At 66.8% G+C, this 25,057-nt stretch carries 21 protein-coding genes and 1 pseudogene; 4 read left to right on the top strand and 18 right to left on the bottom strand.

The features are described from left to right. Positions 1 to 22 precede the first annotated feature (22 nt). Positions 23 to 607, top strand: a complete 585-nt coding sequence (locus tag VG543_RS15470) for a DUF4124 domain-containing protein (RefSeq protein WP_058980414.1) — start codon at positions 23 to 25, stop codon at positions 605 to 607. Between the two features lie 87 nt (positions 608 to 694). On the opposite strand, the gene VG543_RS15465 is transcribed toward VG543_RS15470, so the two are convergent. The 3 genes from VG543_RS15465 to VG543_RS15455 all read right to left on the bottom strand — a co-directional run bounded on the left by VG543_RS15465 (position 695) and on the right by VG543_RS15455 (position 5,672). After that, on the bottom strand, positions 695 to 1,651 hold the full coding sequence (locus VG543_RS15465) for a Nudix family hydrolase (protein WP_423178766.1): 957 nt from the start codon (positions 1,649 to 1,651) through the stop codon (positions 695 to 697). A gap of 102 nt (positions 1,652 to 1,753) precedes the next feature. After that, on the bottom strand, positions 1,754 to 4,486 hold the full coding sequence (gene secA / locus VG543_RS15460; RefSeq protein WP_423178767.1) for a preprotein translocase subunit SecA: 2,733 nt from the start codon (positions 4,484 to 4,486) through the stop codon (positions 1,754 to 1,756). A 229-nt stretch (positions 4,487 to 4,715) separates the two neighbouring features. Beyond that, the gene (locus tag VG543_RS15455) at positions 4,716 to 5,672 is read right to left on the bottom strand and encodes a M23 family metallopeptidase (RefSeq protein WP_019661077.1); all 957 of its coding nucleotides are present in this window, start codon (positions 5,670 to 5,672) and stop codon (positions 4,716 to 4,718) included. A 12-nt stretch (positions 5,673 to 5,684) separates the two neighbouring features. On the opposite strand from VG543_RS15455, the gene VG543_RS15450 reads away from it, so the two are divergent. Beyond that, a complete protein-coding gene (locus VG543_RS15450) occupies positions 5,685 to 6,134 on the top strand; it encodes a DUF721 domain-containing protein (protein WP_026347140.1) in 450 nt (149 codons plus the stop codon). A 282-nt stretch (positions 6,135 to 6,416) separates the two neighbouring features. Here VG543_RS15450 and lpxC read toward each other — a convergent pair whose 3' ends face one another. The 15 genes and pseudogenes from lpxC to mraZ all read right to left on the bottom strand — a co-directional run bounded on the left by lpxC (position 6,417) and on the right by mraZ (position 23,234). Then, positions 6,417 to 7,328, bottom strand: a complete 912-nt coding sequence (gene lpxC, locus VG543_RS15445; protein ID WP_019661076.1) for a UDP-3-O-acyl-N-acetylglucosamine deacetylase — start codon at positions 7,326 to 7,328, stop codon at positions 6,417 to 6,419. 171 nt (positions 7,329 to 7,499) lie between these two features. Next, positions 7,500 to 8,735: a cell division protein FtsZ gene (gene ftsZ, locus VG543_RS15440; protein WP_058980418.1), complete on the bottom strand. Its 1,236-nt coding sequence runs from the start codon at positions 8,733 to 8,735 to the stop codon at positions 7,500 to 7,502. A gap of 177 nt (positions 8,736 to 8,912) precedes the next feature. Then, on the bottom strand, positions 8,913 to 10,148 hold the full coding sequence (gene ftsA / locus VG543_RS15435) for a cell division protein FtsA (RefSeq protein WP_005408083.1): 1,236 nt from the start codon (positions 10,146 to 10,148) through the stop codon (positions 8,913 to 8,915). A gap of 68 nt (positions 10,149 to 10,216) precedes the next feature. Then, positions 10,217 to 10,894: pseudogene (locus VG543_RS15430) on the bottom strand (cell division protein FtsQ/DivIB); the annotation flags it as partial. After that, positions 10,891 to 11,853: a D-alanine--D-alanine ligase gene (locus VG543_RS15425; protein ID WP_021203431.1), complete on the bottom strand. Its 963-nt coding sequence runs from the start codon at positions 11,851 to 11,853 to the stop codon at positions 10,891 to 10,893. The gene VG543_RS15425 and the pseudogene VG543_RS15430, both read right to left, overlap by 4 nt. Next, positions 11,850 to 13,286: a UDP-N-acetylmuramate--L-alanine ligase gene (gene murC, locus VG543_RS15420; protein WP_019661073.1), complete on the bottom strand. Its 1,437-nt coding sequence runs from the start codon at positions 13,284 to 13,286 to the stop codon at positions 11,850 to 11,852. The genes VG543_RS15425 and murC overlap by 4 nt, the downstream gene beginning before the upstream one ends. A 40-nt stretch (positions 13,287 to 13,326) precedes the next feature. Beyond that, positions 13,327 to 14,415, bottom strand: coding sequence for an undecaprenyldiphospho-muramoylpentapeptide beta-N-acetylglucosaminyltransferase (murG, locus tag VG543_RS15415; protein ID WP_155028955.1), 1,089 nt, complete (start codon positions 14,413 to 14,415; stop codon positions 13,327 to 13,329). After that, positions 14,412 to 15,731: a putative lipid II flippase FtsW gene (gene ftsW / locus VG543_RS15410; RefSeq protein WP_423178768.1), complete on the bottom strand. Its 1,320-nt coding sequence runs from the start codon at positions 15,729 to 15,731 to the stop codon at positions 14,412 to 14,414. Before ftsW ends, murG begins: the two co-directional genes overlap by 4 nt. 1 nt (position 15,732) lies before the next feature. Beyond that, entirely contained in the window at positions 15,733 to 16,818 is a 1,086-nt protein-coding gene (gene mraY, locus VG543_RS15405; protein WP_019661070.1) for a phospho-N-acetylmuramoyl-pentapeptide-transferase, read from the bottom strand. Further along, on the bottom strand, positions 16,808 to 18,202 hold the full coding sequence (locus VG543_RS15400) for a UDP-N-acetylmuramoyl-tripeptide--D-alanyl-D-alanine ligase (protein ID WP_423178769.1): 1,395 nt from the start codon (positions 18,200 to 18,202) through the stop codon (positions 16,808 to 16,810). Before VG543_RS15400 ends, mraY begins: the two co-directional genes overlap by 11 nt. Then, complete coding sequence (locus tag VG543_RS15395) at positions 18,199 to 19,707, bottom strand: UDP-N-acetylmuramoyl-L-alanyl-D-glutamate--2,6-diaminopimelate ligase (protein WP_423178771.1); 1,509 nt, start codon at positions 19,705 to 19,707, stop codon at positions 18,199 to 18,201. The genes VG543_RS15400 and VG543_RS15395 overlap by 4 nt, the downstream gene beginning before the upstream one ends. Beyond that, positions 19,704 to 21,548 carry a peptidoglycan D,D-transpeptidase FtsI family protein gene (locus tag VG543_RS15390; RefSeq protein ID WP_019661067.1) on the bottom strand — a complete coding sequence of 615 codons (1,845 nt, stop codon included), beginning with the start codon at positions 21,546 to 21,548 and terminating at the stop codon, positions 19,704 to 19,706. Before VG543_RS15390 ends, VG543_RS15395 begins: the two co-directional genes overlap by 4 nt. Further along, positions 21,545 to 21,808 (bottom strand): cell division protein FtsL, encoded by a 264-nt coding sequence (gene ftsL / locus VG543_RS15385; RefSeq protein ID WP_005412242.1) that lies wholly within the window; start codon positions 21,806 to 21,808, stop codon positions 21,545 to 21,547. Before ftsL ends, VG543_RS15390 begins: the two co-directional genes overlap by 4 nt. Further along, positions 21,805 to 22,773 (bottom strand): 16S rRNA (cytosine(1402)-N(4))-methyltransferase RsmH, encoded by a 969-nt coding sequence (gene rsmH / locus VG543_RS15380; protein WP_012479154.1) that lies wholly within the window; start codon positions 22,771 to 22,773, stop codon positions 21,805 to 21,807. Before rsmH ends, ftsL begins: the two co-directional genes overlap by 4 nt. A gap of 14 nt (positions 22,774 to 22,787) precedes the next feature. Next, positions 22,788 to 23,234, bottom strand: a complete 447-nt coding sequence (gene mraZ / locus VG543_RS15375; RefSeq protein WP_004143635.1) for a division/cell wall cluster transcriptional repressor MraZ — start codon at positions 23,232 to 23,234, stop codon at positions 22,788 to 22,790. 323 nt (positions 23,235 to 23,557) lie between these two features. Here mraZ and VG543_RS15370 point away from each other — a divergent pair, with 323 nt between their 5' ends. Both VG543_RS15370 and VG543_RS15365 read left to right on the top strand, forming a co-directional pair. After that, entirely contained in the window at positions 23,558 to 24,310 is a 753-nt protein-coding gene (locus VG543_RS15370) for an NRDE family protein (RefSeq protein ID WP_312543534.1), read from the top strand. A gap of 101 nt (positions 24,311 to 24,411) precedes the next feature. Then, positions 24,412 to 24,891: a DM13 domain-containing protein gene (locus VG543_RS15365; RefSeq protein WP_423178772.1), complete on the top strand. Its 480-nt coding sequence runs from the start codon at positions 24,412 to 24,414 to the stop codon at positions 24,889 to 24,891. Positions 24,892 to 25,057: the final 166 nt, after the last annotated feature.

Raw genomic sequence — 25,057 nt, 5'->3', positions numbered from 1 at the left:
TGATCGGCGTTACCCTGCGGGCATGATCCGGCTTTCCTTCCTGCTGTTGCTGCTGCCGCTGTGCGTGCTGTCGAGCGTCGCCCACGCACAGTCCACGCGCCTGAACCGCTGCACCGATGCGCAGGGCCAAAGCGTGTATACCGACCGACCCTGCGACAGTGTGGGTGCGCGGTCGCGGGTGCCACCGCCTGCGCCCAGCGGCAACATCCTGCAGCGCGATACCCTGGGGGCACGCTGCCCGCGGCGGCTGAGTGAACTGGTGGACGCATTGCGCAACGGCATCGTCAGCAATGATGTGAACCGGCTGTCCTCGCTGTACCTGTGGGGCGCGGTCTCCGATGCGGGCGCGCAGCGAATCCTCGGTCAACTGGAATCGCTGGTGCGGCGGCCGCTGGTGGACGTCGTGCCGGTGTATCCAGGACAGGGCCAGGACGCAGTGACTGACGAGGGCCAGGGCCCTGCTGCGCAGGGATCCGCCCCTGAGCCGACGGCTGTTCGCCATCCGGTCGGCCTGCGCCTGGAGCAGACCCTGCCAGGCAGCGTGGCGCGTGCCTCGACGGTGGTGGGATTACGGCGGCAGTACGGGTGTTTCTGGATCACGTTGTGATCGCGGGCATCCATCCACGCATGGCGTGGATCTACTGCTTCCATTCCACAGGGTAGCGCCGGGCGATGCCCGGCGACCGACGCGGCTTTACGCCAGCCACAGCCCGCGAATAGCGGCGATGCCCTGGCCGCCATGGCGGCGCGCTTCGGCAATGTGACTGCGGCCCATGCCGCCCAGCGCATAGATGGGCAGTGACACCTGCGCGCGCAGCTCGGCGAAGGCATCCCAACCCATGGGCACGGCATCTGGATGGCTGGGCGTGGCCTGCACCGGGCCCAGCACAGCGAAGTCGCAGCCCAACTGTTGTGCGTCCTGCAGTTGCTGCAGGTCGTGGCAGGATGCAGCCACCAGCTGGCCTTGGGGTAGCGGGCGCTGCGACAGCTGCAGCAGCTGTTCGCTGCCCAGGTGCACGCCCACGCCCAACGCACGCGCCAGTTCGATATCGCGGTTGAGCAACCATTGCACGCCGCTGCGGCGATGCGCACGCACGACCTGCTCGACCATCGCCTGCCGCTGCGGATGGGCCGTCGGCAACCGCAGTTGGATGCGCTGCTGGCCCGCAGCCACCACGCGCTGCAGCTGTTCATGCCAATGCTGCACGCCGCCCTCATCATCGGCCGGCGCCGGGGTGATCAGGTAGCTGTCGGGCTGGCGCAGGGCGGCCACCACCGGCAGGTCTGCCGGCGGCATTGAATAGCGGCCCAGCTTGTCCGGCGCCACCCAGGTGATCGCCTGGCCCTCCCGCCCACGCGGTGTCCCCTTCCAGCTGCGCACGTGGCGCACCTCCAGGGTCAGGTGCTTGTCCGGATAGCGCTGCGGCACATCCATCAGCCACTCGCCGACATCGGCCTCGATGCCCAGTTCCTCGCGCAGCTCGCGCACCAGCGCCTGTTCGGAGGTCTCGCCGGATTCGCGTTTGCCGCCGGGAAACTCCCACAGGCCGGCCATGTCGCGGTTCTCGGTACGGCGGTTGAGCAGCACGCGGCCACGGGCGTCGGTGATGACGGCGGCCACGACATGGATCGATCGGGTGGGGGAAGGCATGGGGGGAAGCATGCCCAGAACAGGGCGGCCGGCGCAATCACGGATCCGCTGCAACTCCCCTGCCACAAACGAAAAGCCCCGCTTTCGCGGGGCTCTTCGGCATCAGCTCAGCTGGCCGTGGCAGTGCTTGTACTTCTTGCCACTGCCGCACGGGCACGGATCGTTGCGGCCGATCTTCGGCTCGTCGCGCTGCATCTGCGCCACGCCCTGCTGGGCAGCCTGCACCTGCGCGGCTTCCTCGTCGGCGCTGTAGCCGCCCACGTCCTGGTGCTGGAACTGCGACTGGCTCAGGCGGGCTTCGACCTGCTGGCGCTCGGCCGCTTCCAGCGCCTGCACTTCCTCGTCGCTGCGGATACGCACGCGGGCCAGCAGGGTCACCACTTCGCGCTTGACGTTCTCCAGCATGTCCGAGAACAGCTCGAAGGCTTCCTTCTTGTATTCCTGCTTGGGCTGCTTCTGCGCGTAACCACGCAGGTAGATGCCCTGGCGCAGGTAATCCATGCGCGCCAGGTGCTCCTTCCAGCTCTGGTCCAGCACGGTCAGCATCACGTGCTTCTCCAGCGCGCGCATGGTCTCTTCGCCCAGGCTGGCTTCCTTCTCGGCGAAGTGCTGGTTGACGCGCTCCTGGACCTTGCTGGCGATGGCCTCGGCATCCAGTTCCTCATGCTGCTTGACCAGGTCAGTCAGCGACATCTGCAGACCGAAGTCCGACTCCAGTGTCGCTTCCAGGCCACGCAGGTCCCACTGCTCGTCGATCGAGTTCGGCGGCACGAAGCGGGCCACCACGTCGAAGATCACGTCGTCGCGGATGCCGTCGACGTTGTCCTTCACCGACTCGGCGTCCAGCAGCTCGTCGCGCTGGGCGTAGATCACCTTGCGCTGGTCGTTGTTGACGTCGTCGAAGTCCAGCAGGTTCTTGCGGATGTCAAAGTTGTGGGCTTCAACCTTGCGCTGCGATTTTTCGATCATTCGAGTGACCAATCGATCCTCGATGACGTCCTCTTCCTTCATCCCCATCATGCGCATCATCTTCTGCACACGCTCTCCCCCAAACACCCGGAGAAGATTGTCTTCCAATGCGAGGTAGAAGCGGGACGAACCCGGGTCACCCTGGCGGCCGGAACGGCCACGCAGCTGGTTGTCGATACGGCGCGACTCATGGCGCTCGGTGCCGACGATGTGCAGGCCGCCCGCCGCCTTCACTGCCTCGTGGCGCTTCTGCCAGTCGGCCTTGACCGCGGCTTTCTGCTCGTCGGTCGCGTCCTCGCCCAGCGCGTGGAGCTCTGCTTCCAGCGAACCGCCCAGCACGATGTCGGTACCACGGCCGGCCATGTTGGTGGCGATGGTCACCGCGCCCGGACGGCCGGCGTTGGCGACGATGGTCGCTTCGCGGTCGTGCTGCTTGGCATTGAGCACTTCGTGCTTCACACCGGCCTTGCTCAGGTGCTCGGACAGCATTTCCGAAGTTTCAATCGAGGTGGTACCGACCAGCACCGGCTGGCCGCGCTTGGCGCACTCTTCGATGTCGGCCAGCACCGCATTGAACTTGCCCTTGCGGTTGAGGAACACCTGGTCCGGGCTGTCCTTGCGGATGGTCGGGCGGTTGGTCGGGATCACCACCACTTCCAGGCCGTAGATGCTCTGGAACTCGAAGGCTTCGGTATCGGCCGTGCCGGTCATGCCGGACAGCTTCTTGTACATGCGGAACAGGTTCTGGAAGGTGATGCTCGCCAGCGTCTGGTTCTCGCGCTGGACCGGCACGCCTTCCTTCGCTTCCACCGCCTGGTGCAGGCCATCGGACCAGCGGCGGCCAGCCAGGGTACGCCCGGTGAACTCATCGACGATGACCACTTCGCCGTCGCGCACGATGTAGTCCACGTCACGCTGGTAGATCGCGTGCGCGCGCAGGGCGGCGTTGAGATGGTGGACCACGGTCAGGTTCTGCGCCGCGTACAGGCCTTCGGTTTCGCCGTTGAGGATGCCGGCTTCCACCAACAGCTGCTCGGCGTGCTCCATGCCCGCTTCGGACAGGTGCACCTGCTTGCCCTTCTCATCGACCCAGAAATCACCTTCGCCGTCCTCGCTCTCCTGCTTGACCAGGTGCGGCACGACGCGGTTGACACGGATGTACAGCTCCGGGGAATCGTCGGCCGGACCGGAGATGATCAGCGGAGTACGCGCTTCGTCGATCAGGATGGAGTCGACTTCGTCGACGATGGCGTAGTGCAGGCCGCGCTGGTAGCGGTCGGCCTTGGACAGCGCCATGTTGTCGCGCAGGTAGTCGAAACCGAATTCGTTGTTGGTGCCGTAGGTGATATCCGCAGCGTAGGCTTCGCGCTTGTCGCTGTGCGGCATGCCCGGATACACCACGCCCACGCTCAGGCCCAGCCAGTTGTACAGCTTGCCCATCTGCGCGGCGTCGCGGCGGGCCAGGTAGTCGTTCACGGTGACCACGTGCACGCCCTTGCCTTCCAGCGCGTTGAGGTACACCGGCAGGGTCGCCACCAGGGTCTTGCCTTCACCGGTACGCATTTCTGCGATCTTGCCCAGGTGAAGCACCATGCCGCCGATCAGCTGCACATCGTAATGGCGCATGCCCAGCACGCGGCGGCCGGCTTCGCGGCACACCGCGAACGCTTCCGGCAGCACCTTGTCCAGGGCTTCACCACCGGCAATGCGCTGCTTGAACTCCGGCGTCTTGGCCTGAAGCTGCTCGTCGGAAAGCTTCTCGATCTCCGGCTCCAGCGCATTGATCTTGGCGACGATGCGGTTGAGCTGGCGCAGCTGTCGTTCGTTACGACTGCCAAATACGCGGGTAAGCAGGCTGTTGATCATTGAAGGAACCGGGTTGGATGGACACGACGCCCGGCCTCCCCCTGGGGATCCGTCCGCCGCAAACGAAACAGGGCGCCTGGCGCCCTGTCGATGGCAACACCCATTGTAGCTTGGGACGGGCGGCTGAGGTTTCAAGCGCCAATCCGGTCGCAATCGCCCCGGATTCGGCAAAGAAACACGGATACGGGGCCAGAGCCCTCCCGCGGCGCGGAAGGGATCCGACCCGGGATCAGCCGCGGCTGACGCGGCCGACCGGCGTGTTGCCGCCGTCGCCGAGGAATTTGCGCGGGTTGACCACGTTGCCGTTCTCCCACACCTCGAAGTGCACGTGGGCGCCGGTCGAACGACCGGTGGAACCGGCCTTGGCCACTTCCTGGCCGGCACGGACCAGGTCGCCGGCCTTCACCACCAGGCGGGAATTGTGCGCGTAGCGGGTGACGTAGCCATTTCCGTGGTCGACGTCGACCACGTTGCCGTAGCCCCCCTTCACGCCGGCGAAGCTGACCACGCCTTCGGCCACGGCCATCACCGGGTCACCGACCTTGGCGTGGAAGTCCATGCCCTTGTGGGTGGCGGCGCCTCGGCCGAACGGGTCGGCACGGGTGCCGAAGCCGGAGGTCACGTAGCTGTTGCGGATCGGCATGCGCGAAGGCACGGCGTTCTGCTGCAGCTGGTGGTCGAACATCAGCGACTCCATCACCGACAACTGGCGGCCTGAAGCAGCGAAGCGCTGCTCCAGCACCTGTAAGTCGGCGTTGACGTCCTTGACCGGGATGTCGCTGGTCGGACCGCCTGCGTCACCGTCACCGAGACCGGGGGTCTCGTTGAAGTCGAACTCGCCATCCTCCAGCTTGCCCATCTGGGTCAGCCGTTCGCCGAGCGCGTTGAGGCGGGTGGCCTGGGCCTGCAGCTCGCCGAGACGGGCCGCCAGCGCGTTGACCTGGGTCTGCGCATCGCGCTTGACCTTGGCCAGCTCCGCATCCTGGCGCTCGACCTTGGCCTGCAGCCGGGAATCATTCAGCGCGCTGACGCCAATGCCGCCAGCAAGGCCGATAATGCAGCCTACCCCGAGCACGCTGCCCAGCAGGGCGCGGGGGCGGTCCTCGAAATAGAACCGCAAACGCGTGATCGGCGACGATTTGGCCTGTCCTTCACGCGTTTTGATTACGATCTTTTTGAATGCCATCAGTGAGTTTTCATGTCTGAGCCGAAATCCAGCGTTCGCCCCGCGTCGGCACCGAAACCGGCGCTGGATGCGGTAATGGCGGACAAAAGCGGGAACCCGCTGCGGCGTGCCCTGTGGCTCGACGCGCTGGACCGACAGTTGCGCCCCCAGTTGCCGCCACCTCTGCGCAGCCGCTGCCGGCTGGCCAATGTGGACGGGGAACACCTCGTTTTTCTCGTCGAATCCCCGGTCTGGCATGCCAAGTTGCGGCTTGCCGAAGCCCAGTTGCTCGACGCGGCCCGTTCCATCGGGCTGAAGGCCACCAAGGTGACCATCAAGACTGCGTCTCCCACTCCCACCCGCTCCCCAGCGCTCGACAACCGGAATGGACCCCACGCAGTTTCAGCCGCCACGCACAAAGGGCTACGCGACGCCTTGGCTTGCCTGCAGGACGTTCCTTCCAAACCGAAGAAACGGTCATGATGGCAACGGAGCATCCGGCTCCGCTCCCCGTCGCGCGTGTCACCACGGCGTGAAACATTTCGGGGGCCGGGTCGCATCCTAGCGGCCATCCAGGGGCCTGTCGTTAGATTGTTGTTAAAACGGCGTTAAATTCAGGCTTCGGATCCAACAGGTTCACAAAACCGTGACCTCGAACCGGCCTTGATGCCTTTTCAAGCACACTGAATGCGTCGTCTTCGCCGGAAACAACAACGCCGCCTTGGGTGGCGGCGTTTTTATCTTTAAATTCAACGGCCTACGGAATCAGGCATAGGCCGGAGTGGCGTATTCGACCGGACCCGGGGTGGCAGGCGAGTCGAAGCTGACCCATTCCCAGGCAGTGGCGTCGGCCATCAGCGCCCGCACCAGCTTGTTGTTGAGCGCGTGGCCGGATTTGAAGCCCTCGTAAGCGCCCAGCACCTGGCCACCGGCCAGGTAGAGGTCGCCGATCGCATCGAGGATCTTGTGGCGCACGAATTCGTCGGCGTAGCGCAGGCCGTCTTCGTTGAGCACGCGGAACTCGTCCAGCACGATGGCGTTGTCCATCGAACCGCCCAGGCCCAGGTTGCGCTCGCGCATGTATTCCAGGTCGCGCATGAAACCGAAGGTGCGCGCGCGGGAGATTTCCTTGGTGTAGGCCAGCGTCGAGAACTCGATTTCCTGGCGCGACTGCTTGGCCGGGATCATCGGGTGGTCGAACTGGATGGTGAAGCCCAGCTTGTAACCCTCGTACGGGGTGAAGCGGGCCACCTTGTCGCCCTCGGTCACTTCCACGGTCTTCAGCACGCGGATGAAGCGCTTGGGCGCATCCTGTTCCACGATGCCTGCCGACTGCAGCAGGAACACGAACGGGCCGGCCGAACCGTCCATGATCGGCAGCTCGGCCGAGGACAGTTCGACGATGATGTTGTCCACACCCAGGCCAGCCAGCGCCGACATCAGGTGTTCGACGGTCTGGATCTTGGCGTCGTTGCAGGTCAGGCCGGTACACAGGGTCACTTCGGTGACCAGCTCGGCCTTGGCCGGCACTTCCACCACCGGGTCCAGGTCCACGCGGCGGAACACGATGCCATGGTTGACCGGTGCCGGGCGCAGGGTCATGTAGACCTTGTCGCCGCTGTGCAGGCCAACGCCGGTGGCGCGGATCGTGTTCTTGAGGGTGCGTTGCTGGATCATGGGGGATGGACCGGAAGTGACACATTAGATTAACACGCACGCTCCCCTACCCCGGCTGAAACGCCGGCAGGACGCGCGTGAAGCAGGGCGGCCGGGCCCATCCTGGCCCGGCGCCCGCGTTTTCAGGACATGGTGGCGCTACCCGGGGAGGACAACCCCGGGCCGCCCCGCTCAGTCCGCCTGGCGGCGCAGGAACGCCGGGATGTCCAGGTAGTCGTTCGGCAGTTCCGCCGCAGCCGGGGCCGAGGAGGACGGCGCCGACGGGGCCGAAGCGGCCGCGGTATCGCTGCTGGCGCGACGCAGGCCCAGGCCCATGCCGCCGACGGCCTTGGACACGGCGTCGCCACCGTTGTCGAAGTCGCCGAACTCCGGCTGGCCAGTCGTGGCATTGCGGACCAGCTTGATCGGCGCACGCTCGCCCGGACGCTGGGTCTTGCTGGCCGAAACGCGGTTCAGGCCGGTAGCGACCACGGTCACGCGCACTTCGTCCTGCATGTCCGGATCCAGCACGGTACCGACCACCACGGTGGCGTCTTCGGAAGCGAAGCCATCGATGGTGCGGCCGATCTCGTCGAACTCGGCCATGGTGAAGTCGGCGCCGGCGGTGATGTTGACCAGGATGCCGTTGGCACCGGCCAGGTTCACATCGTCCAGCAGCGGGTTCTGGATGGCGGCTTCGGCGGCGGCCTGGGCGCGGTCATCGCCACGAGCGGTGCCGGTGCCCATCATCGCCAGCCCCATTTCGGACATGACGGTACGCACGTCGGCGAAGTCGACGTTGATCAGGCCCGGACGCACGATCAGGTCGGCGATGCCCTGCACGGCGCCCTGCAGCACGTCGTTGGCGGCGCGGAAGGCCTGGATCATGGTCGCGTTGCGACCCAGCACGGTGATCAGCTTCTCGTTCGGGATGGTGATCAGCGAGTCGCAGTGCTGGCTCAGTTCCTCGATGCCCTTCAGCGCCACCTGCATGCGGCGACGGCCTTCGAACGGGAACGGCTTGGTGACCACGGCCACGGTCAGGATGCCCATTTCCTTGGCCAGCTGTGCCACCACCGGCGCAGCGCCGGTGCCGGTGCCGCCGCCCATGCCGGCGGTGATGAACACCATGTCCGCGCCCTGCAGCGCGTCCATGATGCGCTCACGGTCTTCCAGCGCGGCCTGGCGGCCGACTTCCGGGTTCGCGCCTGCGCCCAGGCCCTTGGTCACGTTGGTACCCAGCTGCAGCTGCAGCTTGGCACCACAATTCTTGATGGCCTGCGAGTCGGTGTTGGCGGTGATGAATTCCACGCCGTCCACCGCCGAGTTGACCATGTGCGCCACGGCATTGCCGCCGCCGCCGCCCACGCCAACCACCTTGATCACCGCATTGGGTGCCATCTTTTCGATCAGTTCAAAATGCGCCATGTCCGTGTCCTCGTTGTATCCGCTTGTCGGTGGCATGGACGGTCGGGCCTCCTGCCTTCGCGTGTCATGTTGCCGTTGCGGCTGTGTGGGTTGTGTATTGCGTTGTTGCGTTGTTGCGTTGTGATGCGGGTACTGCGGGTGTTGCGCCGGGCCGGGCCCGGAGTTGCGGGTTCCGCGTCAGAACTCGCCGCGGAACCAGGTCTTGAGTTTCTTGAACATGCTTCCAGCGCGCCCGGTCGGCAGCGATGGCCGCCGCGGGTGCTCGATCTGGCTGCCCATCAGCAGCAGGCCCACGCCGGTGGCGTGCACCGGGTTGCCCACCACTTCGCCCAGGCCGGTGACGTGCTGCGGGATGCCCACGCGCACCGGCATCTGCAGCATTTCCTCGGCCAGTTCGACCACGCCCTCCATCTTCGAGGCGCCACCGGTCAGCACCATGCCGGCGCGCACCAGTTCCTCGAAGCCGGAGCGGCGCAGTTCGGCCTGCACCATCTCGAAGATCTCCTCGTAGCGGCCCTGCACCGCCTGCGCCAGCGAATGGCGCGGCATGCGGCGCGGTGGACGGTCGCCCACGGACGGCACCTGGATGCTTTCCTCGGCGGTGGCCAGCTGGGCCAGGGCGCAGGCGTAGCGCACCTTGATCTGCTCGGCTTCCGGGGTGGGCGTGCGCAGCATGTGCGCGATATCGTTGGTGACGTGGTCGCCGGCGATCGGCAGCGAGGCCGTGTGGCAGATCGCGCCCTGCACGAACACCGCGATGTCGGTGGTGCCGGCGCCCATGTCGACCAGCACCACGCCCAGCTCGCGTTCGTCAGCGGTCAGCACCGCCACGCTGGAGGCCAGCGAGGACAGCACCAGGTCGTCCACCTGCAGGCCACAGCGCTGCACGCACTTGCTGATGTTGGCCGCGGCCGACTGCGCGCACACCACCAGGTGCGCATGCACCTCCAGGCGCACGCCGGTCATGCCGACCGGGTTGCGGATGCCTTCCTGCGAATCGTCCAGCACGTACTCGCGCGGGATCGCGTGCAGGATCTTCTGGTCGGCCGGAATCGCCACCGCCTTGGCCGCATCGAGCACGCGATCCAGGTCGCCCCAGGTCACTTCCCCGTCGCGGATCGGCACGATGCCGGGCGAGTTCTTGCACTGCACGTGGTTGCCGGAGATCGAGGCGTACACCGAGCGGATCTCGCAGCCGGCCATCAGCTCGGCTTCTTCCACCGCGCGCTGGATCGACTGCACGGTCGATTCGATGTCCACCACCACGCCGCGCTTCAACCCGCGCGATTCGTGCGAGCCGATGCCGATCACTTCGATCGGGTTGCCCGGCGAATACTCGCCCACCAGCGCCACCACCTTGGAGGTGCCGATGTCCAGGCCAACGATCAGCGATTTGTCACCCTTGCGATTCATGTCCTTTCCTGCGTCCTGCTGACTGGGGTCGCCGGCGTTTTCGCCGGCGTGGCCGGGGTACCCCAGCTCAGCGTGAAACCATTGGTGTAGCGGAGGTCGGCGCGCTCGATCGGCGCGTCCTGGCGGTTGAGCTGTGGCAGTACCTTGACGAAGCGCTGCAGGCGCGAGCGCGCATCGTCACGGCCGACCACCACTTCGGTGCCGTTGCTCAGCACCAGCGACCAGCTGCCGCGTGCATCCATCGTTACCCGGCGCACATCGACGCCGGCCGGTGCGAACAACGCACGCGAGTCGCTGTACAGCTTCATCACTTCTTCGGTCTGGCTGTCCGGGCCGTCCAGTTCGGGCAACGCCAGGTCGGCCAGCTTCTTCGGCGTGGGGAACAACTTGCCCTGCTCGGAAACCAGGCGGTCGTTGCCCCAGCGCGCGAACGGCTTGTGCTCGACCAGGGTCACTTCCAGCACGTCCGGCCACTGCTTGCGCACCCGCGCGCTTTCCACCCACGGCAGTTTTTCCAGTGCGTCCTGCGCGTCCTGCAGCTTGACCGCGAAGAAGCCGGCGCGCGCATACGGCAGCAGCACCTGCTGCAGCTGCTCGGCCGGTACCCGCTTGAACTCGCCATGCACGCGCAGCTTCGCCAGCGGCCAGCGCTCGGCGCCGACCCAGCCATTGACCACGGCCACCACCGGCAGTGCAACCACCGACAGCGCCAACAGCCAGACGAAGATGCGCAGCACCGCGTTCATGCGTGCGAAGCCTCCAGGGTCTGTTCCAGCACGCGCCACACCAGTTCCTCGAAACCGATGCCGGCCTGGCGGGCCGCCTTGGGTACCAGCGAATGGCTGGTCATGCCCGGCGCGGTATTCACTTCCAGCAGGAAGAAGCGGCCGCTGCTGCGGTCGCGCATCACGTCCACGCGGCCCCAACCACGGCAGCCGGCCGCGCGGAACGCGGCCAGCGCGATGCGGCGGATTTCCGCTTCGTCGCCACCCTCCAGGCCCGGGCAGAGGTACTGGGTGTCCTCGGCGATGTACTTGGCGTTGTAGTCGTACCACTGGCCCTTGGGCACGATGCGGATCGACGGCAGGGCAACGTCGCCGAGGATGGCCACGGTCAGCTCATCGCCCACCACCATCTGCTCCATCAGCAACTGGCCGTCGTAGCGCGCGGCCAGGGTCACGGCCTCGTCCAGGCCAGCCTCGTCGGTGACCCGGCTGATGCCCACGCTGGAGCCTTCGTTGGCCGGCTTGACCACCACCGGCAGGCCCAGCTCGGCCGCCAGTGCATGCACGTTCGATGCGTCGACCTTGCGGTATTGCGGGGTCGGCAGGCCCAGCGACAACCACACCTGCTTGGTACGGATCTTGTCCATGCTCAGCGCAGAGCCCAGCACGTCCGAGCCGGTGTACGGCACGCCGAAGGCGTCCATCAGGCCCTGCACGATGCCGTCCTCACCACCACCGTTGTGGCCGTGCAGGATGTTGAACACACGGTCGATGCCGCCGGCAGCCAGCGCCTTGGCCAGCGCCGGAATGCCGTCCACCGCGAACGCATCGACACCGCGCGACTGCAGTGCTTCCAGTACGTTGCGGCCGGAATCCAGCGACACCTCGCGTTCGCTGGAAGTGCCACCGAGCAGCACGGCGACGCGACCGAACACGGCCGGGTCGGTCACGCGCAGCGGCGGGAAGGTCAGCGTGCTCACGCCTCGCCCTCCCCCTTGAAGCCTTCCACCGCGATGTGGGTGGCCACGGCGCCAATATCGCCCGCCCCCATCATCAGCAGCAGGTCACCGTCCTGCAGCACGTCCGGCAGCACGCTGGCCAGTTCGGCAGCCTTGCCCACCACCACCGGCTCGCTGCGACCGCGGGCGCGGATGGCGCGGGCCAGCGCATGCGAGTCGGCACCGGCAATCGGTTCCTCACCGGCCGGGTAGACCTCGCTCAGTACCAGTGCGTCGACACTGGACAGCACCGCAGCGAACTTGTCGAACTGGTCACGGGTGCGGCTGTAGCGGTGCGGCTGGAAGGCCACCACCAGGCGCTTGTCAGCCCAGCCACCGCGGGCCGCGGCGAACACGGCCTCCAGCTCGCTCGGGTGATGGCCGTAGTCATCGATGATACGGACCTTGGCACCACTGGCGGTGGTCACTTCGCCCAGATCGTTGAAGCGACGGCCGACACCGGCGAAGCTCTCCAACGCACGCGCGATGGCATCCGGCGCCACGCCCAGCTGCCAGCCCACTGCGGCGGCGGCCAGCGCGTTGAGCACGTTGTGCCTGCCCGGCAGCGCCAGCACCACTTCCTGGCTGGTGCCCTGCGGCAGGCGCAGGGTGAAGCGCATGCGCGGCCCTTCCTGCACCACGTTCTCGGCGCGCACGTCGGCCTGCGGGCTCATGCCGTAGCTCATCACGTGACGCGGGGTTTTGGCGGCCAGCGCGGCCACTTCCGGGTCATCGATGCACAGCACGGCCAAGCCGTAGAACGGCAGGCGCTGCAGGAATTCGGCGAACGCCGCCTGCACGCGGGCAAAGTCGTTGCCGTAGTTTTCCAGATGGTCGGCATCAATGTTGGTGATGATCGACATCAGCGGGTTCAGGCGCAGGAAGCTGCCATCGCTTTCGTCGGCCTCGGCCACCAGCCACTGGCCTCCGCCCAGCTTGGCGTTGGCACCGGCCGCCAGCAGCTGGCCACCGATCACGAACGTCGGGTCCAGGCCACCTTCGCTCAGCACCGCAGCAGTCAGGCTGGTGGTGGTGGTCTTGCCATGGGTACCGGCCACGGCGATGCCGCGGCGGAAGCGCATCAGCTCGGCCAGCATCGCCGCACGCGGCATGATCGGAATGCGCTGGCTGCGCGCTTCCATCAGTTCCGGGTTGTCTTCGCGGATGGCACTGGAGACCACCACGCAGTCGGTGCCCAGTACGTTGGCTGCCGAGTGGCCGCGCATGATGCGCGCACCCAGGCTGGCCAGCCGACGGGTTGCCACGTTGTCGGCGTTGTCCGAGCCGGACACCTCATAGCCCAGCGTCAGCATCACTTCGGCGATACCGCTCATGCCGGTGCCGCCGATGCCGACGAAATGCACGCGCGGGAACGCGCGCACCAGGTCGTTGGTGTCGTGCAGGCGACGGATCATGCGCGGCCTCGCGCAGGGCAGGCGCGGTGGCATGCCTTCTTCATACAGCTTCCTCAAGAATGATATCGGCGATGCGCTCGGCGGCATCGACCTTGGCCAGGGCACGCGCGGCTTGCGCCATCTGCATGCGGCGGGCGGGATTTTCGGACAGATCGCGCAGCAGTGCGGCAATGCCGTCGGCCAGCGTTCCGTCCTGCTTCAGCAAAACCGCAGCACCGCGCTCGACCAGATACTCCGCATTGCGGGTCTGGTGATCGTCGACGGCAGCGGGGAATGGCACCAGCACACTGCCGACACCGACCGCGCACAGCTCGGCCAGCGTCGAAGCGCCCGCGCGGCACACCACCAGGTCGGCCCAGGCGAAGGCCTCGGCCATGTCGGCGATGAACGGCGTGATGTCGGCCAGCACGCCGGCCTTTGCATACGCCTCCACCGCTTCGGCGTGCATTTTCTCGCCACTCTGGTGGCGCACCTGTACCGGAATGCCGGGGCCGAGTGCGGCGATCGCCTGCGGCACGCCGGTGTTCAGTGCACGCGCGCCCTGGCTGCCGCCAACCACCAGCACGCGCAGCGGTCCGTGGCGGTCGGCGAAGCGCTGTTCCGGCGGTGCGGTGGCGGCGATCTCTGCGCGCACCGGATTGCCGACGAACTCCTCACGCTCGGCGAAGGTACCCGGGAAGCCGGTGAGGAGGCGGCGCGCATAGCGCGACAGGATGCGGTTGGTCATGCCGGGCGCGCGATTCTGTTCGTGCACCAGCAGCGGGAGGCCGTGCAGGCGGGTGGCCATGCCACCGGGGCCGGAGGCAAAGCCACCGAAGGCGACCACCGCACGCGGCTGGCGCTTGCGGATGATCATGCCGGCAGCGCGCAGCGCGCGCATCAGCCGCCACGGCGCGCCCAGCAGGGCCAGCTTGCCCTTGCCGCGCAGGCCGGTGATGGCCAGCGTGTCGATTGGAATGTCGTGCTGCGGCACCAGTCGCGTTTCCATCGCGCCGTCGGCGCCCATCCAGGTCACCGGCACGCCGCGCTCGCGCAGCACGCGGGCCACAGCCAGGCCGGGAAAGATGTGACCGCCGGTGCCACCGGCCAGGATCATCACCGGGCGCACGCTATCGGTGGCCGCGCTCATGACAGCCTCCCGAAGGTCGGTTCGATACGCGACTGAAGGCGGCTGGTGCCGCGCGCGGCGTTTGCTGGAGCTGCGGCCCTCGCCCCGGCGCTGATCGGCGCGCTGGCGGCCACCTGCACGGCTGGCTCGCCCACCGGCTCAGCAGCTGCGTCTTCGGCACCACCGATGCGCACGGCCTGGCGGCGCTCGGCACGCTTGAGTTCATAGGACACGCGCAGCAACAGGCCCATCGCAACGCAGGTCATCAGCACCGACGAACCGCCGGAGGAAATCAGCGGCAGAGTCAGTCCCTTGGTCGGCAGGATGCCCAGGTTCACGCCGATCGAGACGAAGGTCTGCATGCTGATCCACAGGCCGATGCCGAAGGCGATGTAGCCAGAGAAGTGGCGCTTCATTTCCACGCAGCGCATGCCCAGCCAGAAGGTCCGGCCGACCAGCAGCGCGTACAGGGCCACGATCACGCAGGTGCCCAGGAAGCCGAATTCCTCGGCGGTGACCGAGAAGATGAAGTCGGTATGCGCTTCGGGCAGGTAGTACAGCTTCTGCACCGAGTTGCCCAGGCCGACGCCGGTCCACTCGCCACGGCCCACCGCCATCAGCGCGTTGGACAGCTGGTAGCCGTCGCCCTGCTGGTCGGCCCACGGGTCCAGGAAGGAGGTGATGCGGCGCATGCGGTACGGCTCGATGATCGCCAGCGCGCTCATGCCGACCAGGCCGATGATCACCGGCATCGACATGCGCGGCATGTTCACCCCGCCCAATACCAGCATGCCGGCGGTGATCGCCAGCAGCAGGGTGGACGAGCCGAAGTCCGGCTGCAGCAGCAACAGCACCACCAGCGCACCGGCCACGCCCAGCGGCTTGAGCATCGCCGGCCAGGTCGCGTTGACCTCGTCGCGGAAGCGCACCAGGTAGCTGGACAGCCAGACGATGTAGAGCACTTTCACCGCCTCGACCGTCTGGAACTTGGAGATGCCCAGGTTGATCCAGCGGCGCGCACCGTTGACCGTGCTGCCCAGGCCCGGTGCGAACACCGCCAGCAGCAGCACGAAGCAGCCCAGCAGCAGCATCTGGTTGTACTGCTCGATGGACTTCAGCTCGGTACGGGCGGCAAGCACCGCCAGCACGATACCCACCGCCAGGAAGATCAGGTGGCGGTTGAGGTAGTAGAACGGGCTGCTCATCAGCGCGATCGAGCTGGACGCCACCATCACCACGCCAATGCCGGTGAGCGCGATGATCGCGCCCAGCAGCCACTTGTCGTAGCTGCCTTCGATGGCTTCAAGGCGTGTTGCCTGGCGGGACAGGTCGTTCATCTCAGCGCACCTTCAACGTGGCCAGGCCGATCAGCACGAGCACGACGGAGATTATCCAGAAGCGCACGATCACGCGCGGCTCCGGCCAGCCCTTCAGTTCGAAATGGTGGTGGATCGGCGCCATGCGGAACACGCGCTTGCCGGTCAGCTTGAACGAGGCCACCTGGATCATCACCGACAGCGTCTCGATGACGAACACGCCGCCCATGATCACCAGCACCAGCTCCTGGCGGGTGATCACCGCGATGGTGCCCAGCACCGCGCCCAGCGCCAGCGCGCCGATGTCGCCCATGAACACCATGGCCGGATAGGTGTTGAACCACAGGAAGCCCAGGCCCGCGCCGGCGATGGCCGCGCAGATGATGACCAGTTCGCCGGCCCCCGGGATCTGCGGGATCTGCAGGTAGTTGGCGAACACTACGTTGCCCGAGGCGTAGGCGAACACGCCCAGCGCGCAGGCCACCAGCACGGTCGGCATGATCGCCAGCCCATCCAGGCCGTCGGTCAGGTTCACCGCATTGGAGAAGCCGACGATCCAGAAGTAGGCGATGGCCACGAAGCCGATGCCGGCCAGCGGCAGCGCCACCGACTTGAACATCGGGATGTAGAAGGTCAGCGCTGCCGGCACGTCGGCTGTATGGAACAGGAACAGGCCGGCGGCCAGGCCGAAGATCGACTGCAGCAGGTACTTCCAGCGCGACTTCAGCCCGTTCGGGTCGCGGCGGACGATCTTGATCCAGTCGTCATACCAGCCGATGGCACCGAAGCACAGCATCACTGCCAGCACCAGCCACACGTAGCGGTTGCGCAGGTCGGCCCACATCAGCACCGACAGGGTGACGGTCAGCAGGATCAGCGAGCCACCCATGGTCGGCGTACCGGCCTTGGAGAAATGGGTCTGCGGACCGTCCTTGCGGATCGGCTGGCCGCCCTTGAACTGGGCAAGCTTGCGGATCATCGCCGGGCCGAGCCACAGCGACAGGAACAGGGCCGTCAGCGCGGCAAGGATGGCGCGGAACGTCTGGTAGTTGAACAGCCCGAACAGGCTCTCCAACTGCTGCAACCATCGAGCCAGTTCATACAACATGCGGGGATTCCTCTCCTTGCGCCAGCAGCGCTTTGACGATCAGGTCCATGGCACTGCCACGGGAACCCTTGACCAGGCAGCGCACACCAGCGTGCAACTCGTCCTGCAGCGCCTGCGACAGCGCACCATGGGTATCGAAATGGCGTCCTCCTTCACCGAAGGCGGCCGCAGCGGCGGCACTGAGCGGACCCAGTGCATACAGCCGCTTCAGGCCGGCGGCGCGTGCACGGATGCCGGCCTGAGCGTGCAGCGCTCCGGCGTCCGGACCCAGCTCACGCATGTCGCCCAGCACCAGCCAGCCCTCTTCCGGCGCGGCGGCCAGGGCGTCGATGGCCGCAGCCAGCGAACCGGGGTTGGCGTTGTAGCTGTCGTCCACCAGCACCGCGCCATTGCGCAGCTGATGGGCAATCTGGCGGCCCGGCACCGGCTGCGCTTCGGCCAGGCCGGTCGCGATCAGCGCCAGGTCGACACCGGCGGCCAGCGCCAGGCTGGCGGCAGCCAGCGCATTGCTGACGTTGTGGCGACCCGGCAGGCCGAGCACCACGCGAGCCTCGCCGGCCGGCGAGACCAGGGTGAACTGGCTGCCCTGCGCACCTGCGCGGATGTCGCGCGCGGTCACATCAGCAGTATGTTCCAGGCCGTAGCGCAGCACGCGGCAGCGTGCCGGGGTACCGACGAAATGCTGTTCGAACCAGCGGCCGTAGGCATCGTCGGCGTTGATCACCGCCACGCCATCGGCCGGCAGTGCGGCATAGATTGCGCCCTTGGTCACCGCCACGCCAAGCAGGCTGCCCATGCGTTCCAGGTGTGCCGGGGCGATGTTGTTGACCAGGGCATAGCGCGGGCGGGCGATTTCGGTCAGGTAGGCGATATCACCCGGCTTGCCGGCGCCCATCTCGTAGACGGCGTAGTCGGCATCTTCCGGCGCATCGATCACCGCCAGCGGCAGGCCGATCTCGTTGTTGCGGTTGCCCGGGTTGGCGTAGACCACCTTGTGGGCGTGCTGGGCCACCTGCTGAAGGATCGACAGCAGCAGGCTCTTCACGCTGGTCTTGCCGTTGCTGCCGGTGATCGCGAACACCTCGGTGCCGCGGTCACGCTGCATGCCGGTGGCGATCTTCGCCAGTGCAAGCTCGCTGTCGGCCACCAGCACCTGCGGCAGCTCGACCGGCAGCAGGCGCTCGACCAGCAGCGCGCTGGCACCGCGCACCTGTGCGTCGGCGGCAAAGTCATGGCCGTCGAAGCGCTCGCCGCGCAGCGCCACATACAGGCTGCCCGGACCGAGGCTGCGGGTGTCATTGCTGACCGCGTCGATGGCCACGTCGTCGCCGTGGATCTCACCGCCGGCCCAGTGGGCGATCAGCGAAAGCAGAGTGCGCTTCACGCGGCACCCTCCCCGGCCTGCGCCTCTAGTACACCGGCCTTGGCCGCCAGTGCAGCGGCAGCCACCTCGGTGTCGTCGAAGTCATGGCGCACACCGTTCACTTCCTGGTACGGCTCGTGGCCCTTGCCAGCAATCAGGATGATGTCGCCGGCACCGGCACGCTTCACCGCCAGGCCGATCGCACGCGCGCGACTGCGCTGCACGGTCACGGCATCGGCATTCTGGAAGCCGGCCAGGATGTCGGCGACGATCACGTCACCGTCTTCGCCACGCGGATTGTCGTCGGTGACGATGACCTGGCTGGCCAGGCGCTCGGCGATCGCGGCCATCTGCGGACGCTTGCCGGTGTCACGCTCGCCGCCGCAGCCGAACACGCAGAACAGCGTACCCTGCAGGTGACCATGCAGGCTGCCCAGCGCTTGTTCCAGCGCGTCCGGGGTATGTGCATAGTCGACCACCACGGTCGGCAGGCCATTCTCGCCGCCGAGGCGGTTCATGCGGCCGCGGATCGGCTGCAGCGCCGACAGCACTTCAGCGATGCGCGGCAGCGGCTGGCCCTGTGCATGCAGGGTACCGGCCACGGCCAGCAGGTTGTCCACGTTGAAGCGGCCCAGCAGCGGCGAATGCACGGCCGCGCGCTGGCCGTCGATGACCAGTTCAAACGCAATGCCACGACCATCCAGCTGCAGCGCTTCGGCGCGCACGCTGGCATCGCTGGCACCACGCGAGCTCAGTCCGATCGGCTGCACGCCCGCCGGCAGGCCGGCAAACAGCTGGCGGCCGAAGGCGTCGTCAAGATTCATCACCGCAGCCTTCAGGCCCGGACGATGGAACAGCCGCGCCTTGGCCGCGCCGTAGCTGGCCATGTCGCCGTGGTAATCCAGATGATCACGGGTGAGGTTGGTGAACACCGCCACGTCGTAGTGCACGGCATCGACGCGACCCTGGTCCAGCGCGTGCGAGCTGACCTCCATCGCCACCGCGCGCGCACCGGCGTCGCGCAGCTGTGCCAGCAGCGCATGCATCTGCAGCACCAGCGGCGTGGTGAAACCGGTCGGCTCGACCGCACCATAAAGTCCGGCGCCCAACGTGCCGATACTGCCACTGGGCGTTCCGAGCAGGTGCCAGGCCTGGGCCAGCAGCTGCACGGTGGAAGTCTTGCCGTTGGTGCCGGTCACGCCCACCATCGCCATCGCCCGCGACGGCGCGCCATGGAACTGGTCGGCCATCGCACCCATGCGTGCGCGCAGGCCCGGCACGGCGATCGCATCGGCTGGCGCCGGCAGTTCGGCCGGTGCCGGGGGCTCGAACAGGATGGCGCTGGCACCGGCCGCGCGGGCCTGCTCGACAAAGTTCAGGCCATGCGCGCCGAAACCGGCGATGGCGACGAAGGCATTGCCGGGACGCACGGCGCGGCTGTCCAGCGCCAGGCCGGTCAGAACGGGATCATGGCCCGCCAGGGCCACGTCGGGAAGCAACTGCGAAAGCAACATCGAAGGACTCATTGCGTGCCTCCCGTAACGGGGGGCGTCTGGGCGTGCGCGCTCGGCAACGCAGCATCGAATTCAGCGGCGGCATCCACCGGCAGCGCGGTCTCGGCCGGCGGTGCGGGCAGGATCGAGGCCGAGTGGCCGACCTTGCCCGACTGCTGTGCGGCCAGCCACGACTGCAGGTCATCCAGCGGCACGTCCATCAGGCGCAGTGTGCCTTCCATCACGTTGTGATAGACCGGCGCCGACACCAGGCCGCCGTAGAACTTGCCGGCCTGCGGATCGTTGATGACGATGACGGTGGCGAAGCGCGGGTTGGTGGCCGGCACCACACCGGCAAACAGCGCGTTGTAATGGCCACGCTCGTAACCACCCGGGCCGGTCTTGCGCGCGGTACCGGTCTTGCCGGCTACGCGGTAACCCAGCACTGCTGCCTGCTTGGCGCCGCCCTGGGTGACCACCGTTTCCATCATCGCCACCACCTGCCTGGCGACGCTCTCGTCGATGATCTGATGCGCTTCGTTGCGCTGGCCCTTGACGAAGGTCGGCGCGATCAACTTGCCGCCATTGGCCAGCGCCGAGTAGGCGGTGGCGATCTGCAGCGGTGTCACGTTCAGGCCGTAGCCGTAGGACATGGTGGTCTTGGTGGCACCGTCCCAGTTGGCCGGGCGCCGCACCACGCCACCGGATTCACCCGGGAACCCGCTGTGCGGCACCGAGCCGTAGCCGAAACGGCGCACGCCGTCATAGAACACCTGGTCCGGCATCTTTGCCGCGACCTTGGCCGCGCCGATGTTGGAACTGCGGGTGATCACGCCGGTCACGTTCAGCACGCCGTTGTTGCGCGGCACGTCGCGGATGGTGAAGCGGGCCACCTGCATGTAACCCGGGTTGGTATCGATGATGGTGTCCTTGGTCACCGCACCAGCCTGCAGCGCCGTGGCAATCGTCAACGGCTTCATCGTCGAACCCGGCTCGACCAGGTCGGTCACCGCACGGTTGCGGCGCGCATCGGGCAGCGCCCCGGTCAGCGAATTCGGGTTGTAGGTGGGCAGGTTGACCATGGCCAGGATCTCGCCGGTGTTCACGTCCATGATCACCATCGAACCGCCGGCCGCTTTGTTGGCCACCAGCGCGTTGCGCAGTTCCTTGAACGCCAGGTACTGGATGCGGCGGTCGATGCTGAGCGTCAGGTCCTTGCCCGGTTCGGCGGCGCGCAGCAGATCGCTTTCGACGGTCTCGCCCTTGCGGTTGCGGATCACCCGCTTGGCACCGGCCTTGCCGCGCAGCCATTCGTCGAACGCCAACTCCAGGCCTTCCTGGCCGCGGTCGTCGATGTTGGTGAAGCCCAGCACGTGCGCCATCGCCTCACCCTGCGGGTAGAAGCGGCGGAACTCGCGCTGCGCGGCCACGCCCGGAATCTTCAGCGCGACCACCTTTTCTGCCTCGTCCGGATTGATCCGGCGACGCAGGTACATGAATTCCTTGTCCGACTTCTGCGACAGGCGGCTGCTCAGCTCATCCACAGACATGCCGACCGCCTGGGCCAGCTCCGGAATGCGCTCGGGCGAACGCAGCAGGTCCTGCGGATTGACCCAGATCGAGGCGACCGGGGTGGACACCGCCAGCGGCTCGCCGTTGCGGTCGGTGATCATGCCGCGCGAGGTCTTGATCGGCAGCTCGCGCAGGTAACGGGCCTCGCCCTGGCGCTGGTAGAAGTCGCTGTTGATGATCTGCACGTAGGCGGCACGACCGACCAGCGACACCGAGCACAGGCCGAGCGCCAGCGCGACCCAGCGCAGGCGCTGGCGCAGGTTGAAGGCGTTGCGCGGGCGGTTGCGGCCGGTCTTGCTCATGGCCGCACCACCACGATGTCGGCGGCCTCGGGGAACTTCATGCCGAGCTTCTCGCGGGCGATGCGATCGACACGGTTGGCTTCGGCCAGGGTGGCCTGTTCCAGCTGCAGGCGACCGAACTCCAGGTTGATGTCATCGCGCTTGCGCTCGGCGCGCGACAGTTCGATGAACGTCTGCCGGTGACGATGACGCACGAACACGACGCCGATCGCCGAGGCCACGGTGGAAGCCAGCAGGATGATCAGCAGCAACCGGCTCATGCGTCGGCCTCCCGCTTCTGCGCCACGCGCAGCACGGCGCTGCGGGCACGCGGGTTGGCGGCCAGCTCTTCGTCGGTGGCCTTGATGGCACCGCCGATCAGGTCCAGCGTCGGCACGAACGCGACCGCCTCGGGCAGGCGGCGGTTGGCCGGCGGCGCCTTGGCCAGGCGGTTCATGTACTGCTTGACGATGCGGTCTTCCAGCGAATGGAAGCTGATCACCGCCAGGCGGCCACCGGGCTTGAGCCGTTCGACGGCGGCATCCAACCCGGCCTCCAGATCGGCCAGCTCGCGGTTGATGTGGATGCGGATGGCCTGGAAGCTGCGCGTGGCCGGGTGGATCTTGTCTTTTCCACGCGGCATCACCGAGGCGATCAGCTCGGCCAGTTCGGCGGTGCGGGAGAAGGGCTGCTTCTCACGGCGGGCCACGATGGCACGGGCGATGCGGCGGCTCTGGCGCTCTTCGCCGTAGGTCCACAGCACATCGGCGATCTCGCGCTCTTCCACGCGGTTGATCCACTGCGCGGCGCTTTCACCACTGTCCGGATCCATGCGCATGTCCAGCGGGCCGTCCTTGCCGAAGCTGAAGCCACGTTCGGCCACGTCCAGCTGCGGCGACGACACGCCGAGGTCGAACAGCACGCCGTCCAGGCCTTCGGCCGTCGCATCCCACTGCAGCAGCTGGGCGAAGCTGCCACGGAAGATGGACACGCGCGGGTCCGGCGCGAAATCGCGCTCGGCAACGGCGATGGCTTCCGGATCCTTGTCCATGACCAGCAGGCGCCCCTCGGGACCGAGCTGGGTGAGCACGCCACGTGCATGACCGCCACGACCGAACGTGCCATCCAGATAACGTCCGTTTTCGATCACCCTCAGGCCTTCAAGGACCTGGGTGTACAGGACCGGCAGGTGCACCGCCGGCGACTGCGACACCGGAAGGTGACCGGTCTGCGCTTCTGGGCGCATCCGGGCACCCCGGCTCACAACTTCAGGTCGAGCAACCCATCACCCAGATCCTCGTCAGACAACGTCTGCTGGATCAGGGCCCGATGCGCCTGCTCGCTCCACAATTCGAACTTGTCGCCCATACCGAGCAATACCGCCTTCTTTTCAATGCCCACCGCACCGCGGTGGCTGGCGGGGATGCTGATGCGACCGTTGCCGTCCAGTTCCAGATGGGCGGCCGAGCCGACCAGCTTCTGCTGCAACAGGCGCACGACGCGTTGGGTGTTGGGCTTGGACATGACGTCGTCGCGCACCCGCTCCCATTCCGACTCTGCATACAGCCACAGGCAGCCGGCTTCGAACGGGTTGTAGGTCAGCACGAGACGGTTGTTGCTGGCGCGCGCGACGAGGTCGCGGTAAGCGGTGGGAACCGCCATGCGCCCTTTATCGTCAACTGTGATGGCCGTCTCGCCCTGGAACACGACGCGTGCACCTATCCTTCGCCCGGTGAAACATTGAACCACGAAAACCCACAAAACACCCGGATTTCCCTCTGATGCCCACCTTAGCAGCGGCCGAAGGGTTGTCAACAACTTTTCAGCGGGGAAATCGCCAGCCGCATCAATGGCTTGCAACAACCTTTAGAGAATTGTTCAAGGCTTATCCACAAGTTGCTGATCCGTCTCAATTTTTGAGATTGAACGGAAGTTCAGGGGTGTGGACAGAGCGTGAAACATCGCTCGCGCATTCATCCGGGACGGGCAGGAAGCGGCGCCAGACTGCGCAAACCGTGCACAATGAGGCCATGTGCCTGCTCGCTCTTGGTTGGATGCACCACCCGCGCTGGCGGCTGGTGATGACCGGCAACCGTGATGAGTTCCACGCCCGCCCGACAGCGGCGCTGGCCCCCTGGCAAGATGAGACCTCCGTCATCGGGGGGCGCGACCTGCGCTCCGGCGGCGGCTGGGCCGGCGTCGGTGCGGGTGGACGCATGGCTGTGGTCACCAATGTCCGCGACCCGCTGGCCGCACAGACCGGTCCTTCACGGGGTGCGCTGGTGGCCGACTTCCTGCGCGGCCGCGACCCGGCCGCCGTGCATATCGAGCGGCTGGCAACGGTGGCGGGTGCCTACGCCCCATTCAATCTGTTGCTGGCCGATGGCGACAGCCTGGAGTACCTGGGCAACCACCCTGCCGAGCGCCAGCGCCTGGGCCCGGGCGTGCATGGCATGTCCAACGGCGCGCTGGACGCACCCTGGCCGAAGACCCGACGACTGATGGCCGCGCTTGAAGCCTGGTTCGAGGCCGGCGATGAGGACCTGACCCCGCTCTGGGCCGCCCTGGCGGACGAACATCGCCCCGCCGACAGCGACCTGCCCGACACCGGCATCGGACTGGAACGCGAGCGCTGGCTGAGCCCGGCCTTCATCCGCGGCGACGACTATGGCACCCGCGCCAGCACGGTGCTGCTGATCGATGCCGAAGGGCACGGGCAGATCCACGAGCGTCGCTTCGGCCCTCAGGGTGTCGCCCTCGGCCAGAGCCAGGTCGATTTCTGACCCTGTACCTGTTTTCTGTGTCTATAAATGTCTGCACGCACGCCACACGATGACCCGGCGCGGTTCTGCCGCGCGCCTCACCGATCCACAGGGAGTCATCGATGCGCCGTGTTGTCGTACTTGTCGTCACCCACCTGCTCGCCCTCGGCCTGGGCTTCGGCCTTGGCATCTACCTGCTGCCGATCCTGATCGCTCCCGACGACCCGCCGGTCGCGCAGGTACAGGCGGCGATGGGCGACGCCCGTTACCACACCACCTTCCGTCGCGACCTCAAGGGCAGCGACGCCGTGCACTGGGCCGACGGCAAGGTCAGCGTCAGCCCGCGCCAGGTCGCGTTCGACGGCAAGATGGGCCCGGGGCCGGACTACAAGGTCTACCTCGTGCGCGACTTCGTCGACAACAAGGCCGATTTCCTGAAGATCAAGGCACAGGCCCAGCGCATCGGCGAGGTGAAGACCTTCAACCGTTTCCTGGTGGACGTGCCTGAAAGCGTCAACGTGGACGATTACACCACCGTAGTGGTGTGGTGCGAACGGTTCGAGCAGTTCATTTCCGCCGGGCAGTACCGCGCGCCGGGTTGAACAACATCCCAAGCATCTGGGCGAAGAGCAGCCGAGCATGGCTTGTATGTTCCTCCCGGCTCCTACGCGGTATGTAGGAGCCAGGGTGGAGGGACCGTCAACATGATATCTGCGGATAGCAGCCGACAGACGAGCCGAGCGATCCCCATCCCGCACCTTAACGTCG

The organism is Stenotrophomonas sp. CASM101, from assembly GCF_049384845.1.
Taxonomy (GTDB): Bacteria; Pseudomonadota; Gammaproteobacteria; order Xanthomonadales; family Xanthomonadaceae; genus Stenotrophomonas; species Stenotrophomonas hibiscicola.
The sequence above is the reverse complement of the archived record's forward strand: the minus strand, read 5'-3'. Positions and strand labels throughout refer to the sequence as shown.

Bases quoted from the DNA above. Each gene is read 5' to 3' on its own strand.
- VG543_RS15470 (WP_058980414.1), top strand. From the start codon at position 23: ATGATCCGGCTTTCCTTCCTGCTGTTGCTGCTGCCGCTGTGCGTGCTG.
- VG543_RS15465 (WP_423178766.1), bottom strand. From the start codon at position 1,651: ATGCCTTCCCCCACCCGATCGATCCATGTCGTGGCCGCCGTCATCACC.
- secA (WP_423178767.1), bottom strand. From the start codon at position 4,486: ATGATCAACAGCCTGCTTACCCGCGTATTTGGCAGTCGTAACGAACGA.
- VG543_RS15455 (WP_019661077.1), bottom strand. From the start codon at position 5,672: ATGGCATTCAAAAAGATCGTAATCAAAACGCGTGAAGGACAGGCCAAA.
- VG543_RS15450 (WP_026347140.1), top strand. From the start codon at position 5,685: ATGTCTGAGCCGAAATCCAGCGTTCGCCCCGCGTCGGCACCGAAACCG.
- lpxC (WP_019661076.1), bottom strand. From the start codon at position 7,328: ATGATCCAGCAACGCACCCTCAAGAACACGATCCGCGCCACCGGCGTT.
- ftsZ (WP_058980418.1), bottom strand. From the start codon at position 8,735: ATGGCGCATTTTGAACTGATCGAAAAGATGGCACCCAATGCGGTGATC.
- ftsA (WP_005408083.1), bottom strand. From the start codon at position 10,148: ATGAATCGCAAGGGTGACAAATCGCTGATCGTTGGCCTGGACATCGGC.
- murC (WP_019661073.1), bottom strand. From the start codon at position 13,286: ATGATCCGTCGCCTGCACGACACCAACGACCTGGTGCGCGCGTTCCCG.
- murG (WP_155028955.1), bottom strand. From the start codon at position 14,415: ATGAGCGCGGCCACCGATAGCGTGCGCCCGGTGATGATCCTGGCCGGT.
- ftsW (WP_423178768.1), bottom strand. From the start codon at position 15,731: ATGAACGACCTGTCCCGCCAGGCAACACGCCTTGAAGCCATCGAAGGC.
- mraY (WP_019661070.1), bottom strand. From the start codon at position 16,818: ATGTTGTATGAACTGGCTCGATGGTTGCAGCAGTTGGAGAGCCTGTTC.
- VG543_RS15395 (WP_423178771.1), bottom strand. From the start codon at position 19,707: ATGAGTCCTTCGATGTTGCTTTCGCAGTTGCTTCCCGACGTGGCCCTG.
- VG543_RS15390 (WP_019661067.1), bottom strand. From the start codon at position 21,548: ATGAGCAAGACCGGCCGCAACCGCCCGCGCAACGCCTTCAACCTGCGC.
- ftsL (WP_005412242.1), bottom strand. From the start codon at position 21,808: ATGAGCCGGTTGCTGCTGATCATCCTGCTGGCTTCCACCGTGGCCTCG.
- rsmH (WP_012479154.1), bottom strand. From the start codon at position 22,773: ATGCGCCCAGAAGCGCAGACCGGTCACCTTCCGGTGTCGCAGTCGCCG.
- VG543_RS15370 (WP_312543534.1), top strand. From the start codon at position 23,558: ATGTGCCTGCTCGCTCTTGGTTGGATGCACCACCCGCGCTGGCGGCTG.
- VG543_RS15365 (WP_423178772.1), top strand. From the start codon at position 24,412: ATGCGCCGTGTTGTCGTACTTGTCGTCACCCACCTGCTCGCCCTCGGC.